At 48.7% G+C, this 3,028-nt stretch carries 1 rRNA gene; it reads left to right on the top strand.

Annotated elements, in window-relative coordinates:
• Positions 1–121: 121 nt before the first annotated feature.
• Positions 122–3,026: ribosomal RNA gene (locus KQI18_RS13815) — 23S ribosomal RNA — on the top strand.
• The last annotated feature ends 2 nt before the right edge of the window (positions 3,027–3,028 follow it).

Genomic DNA, 3,028 nt, shown 5'->3' with positions numbered 1-3,028 from the left:
GTGACGTGCGTTAGCACTTTGAAAACTGCATATATATATTTAGTGATATGACATCTATTATATAAGTTTGATAATACTTTAAATTATCAGTTGATGACTTAATCATCATTTAATAACTTCTGGTCAAGTTATTAAGGGTGTAGGGCGGATGCCTTGGCACTAGGAGCCGATGAAGGACGCGATAAGCTGCGATAAGCTTCGGGGAGTTGCACGTAAACTTTGATCCGAAGATTTCCGAATGAGGAAACTCACTTAGAGTAATGTCTAAGTATCATTAAGTGAATACATAGCTTAATGAGGGGAACCCGGGGAACTGAAACATCTTAGTACCTGGAGGAATAGAAAGAAATTCGATTCCGTAAGTAGCGGCGAGCGAACGCGGAACAGCCCAAACCAGTAAAGCTTGCTTTATTGGGGTTGCGGACATATCATAAACGGAGCGGTTATTGTAGACGAAGAGATCTGGAAAGGTCCACCACAGAAGGTTACAGTCCTGTAGTCGAAACAAGAAGGCTTTAGATATGATCCAGAGTACCACGGGACACGTGAAACCCTGTGGGAAGCAGGAGGGACCACCCTCCAAGGCTAAATACTACCTAGTGACCGATAGCGTATAGTACCGTGAGGGAAAGGTGAAAAGAACCCCGGGAGGGGAGTGAAATAGAACCTGAAACCCTACACTTACAAGCTGTGGAAGCACATTTCTTGTGTGACCGCGTACTTTTTGTAGAACGGGCCAACGAGTTACGTTAAGTAGCAAGGTTAAGCACTTATGGTGTGAAGCCGTAGCGAAAGCGAGTTTTAACTGAGCGTACAGTTATTTGACGTAGACCCGAAACCGGGCGACCTACCCATGAGCAGGATGAAACGAAAGTAAAATTTCGCGGAGGTCCGAACCCACGAGCGTTGAAAAGCTCGGGGATGACTTGTGGGTAGCGGTGAAATTCCAATCGAGCCCGGAGATAGCTGGTTCTCCCCGAAATAGCTTTAGGGCTAGCCTTAAGTTTAGAGATACGGAGGTAGAGCACTGAATGTCCTAGGGGGTATTGCACTTACCGAAGACTATCAAACTCCGAATGCCGTTATCTTTTACTTAGGAGTCAGACTGTGGGTGATAAGATTCATAGTCGAGAGGGTAACAACCCAGATCGTCAGCTAAGGTCCCTAAATGTAAGTTAAGTGGTAAAGGATGTGGGATTGCACAGACAACCAGGATGTTGGCTTAGAAGCAGCCACTCATTTAAAGAGTGCGTAATAGCTCACTGGTCGAGTGATCCTGCGCCGAAAATTTCCGGGGCTAAAACTTACTACCGAAGCTACGACATCATTTATGATGGGTAGGGGAGCTTCCCATACGGGTTGAAGCATGACCGTAAGGACATGTGGACTGTATGGGAGTGAGAATGTTGGCATGAGTAGCGAGATGTGGGTGAGAATCCCACAGGCCGTAAACCCAAGGTTTCCAGGGGAAGGTTCGTCCGCCCTGGGTTAGTCGGGACCTAAGCTGAGGCCGAAAGGCGTAGGTGATGGACAACAGGTTGATATTCCTGTACTACCGATAACCGTTTGAGAAATGGGATGACACAGTAGGATAAGCTATGCACACTGTTGGTTATGTGTGTCTAAGTACTGAGGCAGTCTGGACAGGCAAATCCGTCCGGATATTAATGCTGGGGTACGATGGGGAGCGAAATTTAGTAGCGAAGTAGCTGATTTCACACTGTCGAGAAAAGTCTCTATCGAGGTTAAAGGTACCCGTACCGCAAACCGACACAGGTGGGTGAGGAGAATATCCTAAGGCCAGCGAGAGAACTGTTGTTAAGGAACTCGGCAAAATGACCCCGTAACTTAGGGATAAGGGGTGCCACCATCCGGTGGCCGCAGAGAATAGGCCCAAGCGACTGTTTACCAAAAACATAGGTTTCTGCTAAGTCGTAAGACGATGTATAGGAGCTGACGCCTGCCCGGTGCTGGAAGGTCAAGGGGATCTGTTAGGATTTATCCGAAGCAGTGAACTTAAGCCCCAGTAAACGGCGGCCGTAACTATAACGGTCCTAAGGTAGCGAAATTCCTTGTCGGGTAAGTTCCGACCCGCACGAAAGGCGTAACGATTTGGGCACTGTCTCAACAACAGACTCGGTGAAATTGTAATACCGGTGAAGATGCCGGTTACCTGCGACAGGACGGAAAGACCCCATGGAGCTTTACTGTAGCTTGACATTGGGTCTTGGTACTACATGTACAGGATAGGTGGGAGGCTATGAAACCAGGACGCCAGTCTTGGCGGAGCCATCCTTTGGATACCACCCTTGTAGTACTGGGACTCTAACCATAGGCCATGAATCTGGTCTTGGGACACTGTCTGGTGGGCAGTTTGACTGGGGCGGTCGCCTCCCAAAAGGTAACGGAGGCGCTCAAAGGTTCTCTCAGTACGGTCGGAAATCGTACATAGAGTGTAAAGGCAAAAGAGAGCTTGATTGCGAGACATACAGGTCGAGCAAGGATGAAAATCGGACTTAGTGATCCGGTGGTTCCGCGTGGAAGGGCCATCGCTCAACGGATAAAAGCTACCCTGGGGATAACAGGCTTATCTCCCCCAAGAGTCCACATCGACGGGGAGGTTTGGCACCTCGATGTCGGCTCATCACATCCTGGGGCTGTAGTAGGTCCCAAGGGTTGGGCTGTTCGCCCATTAAAGTGGTACGCGAGCTGGGTTCAGAACGTCGTGAGACAGTTCGGTCCCTATCCGTCGCAGGCGTAGGAAATTTGAGGAGATCTGTCCTTAGTACGAGAGGACCGGGATGGACATACCTCTGGTGTACCAGTTGTTCTGCCAAGGGCATGGCTGGGTAGCTATGTATGGAATGGATAAGCGCTGAAAGCATCTAAGCGCGAAGCCAACTTCAAGATAAGATTTCCCACCGCAAGGTTAAGATCCCAGGAAGACTACCTGGTTGATAGGTCAAAGGTGGAAGTGCAGCAATGTATGGAGCTTATTGATACTAATAGATCGAGGACTTGACCTGAT

The organism is Metaclostridioides mangenotii, assembly GCF_018917235.1.
GTDB lineage: Bacteria > Bacillota > Clostridia > Peptostreptococcales > Peptostreptococcaceae > Metaclostridioides.
The sequence above is the reverse complement of the archived record's forward strand: the minus strand, read 5'-3'. Positions and strand labels throughout refer to the sequence as shown.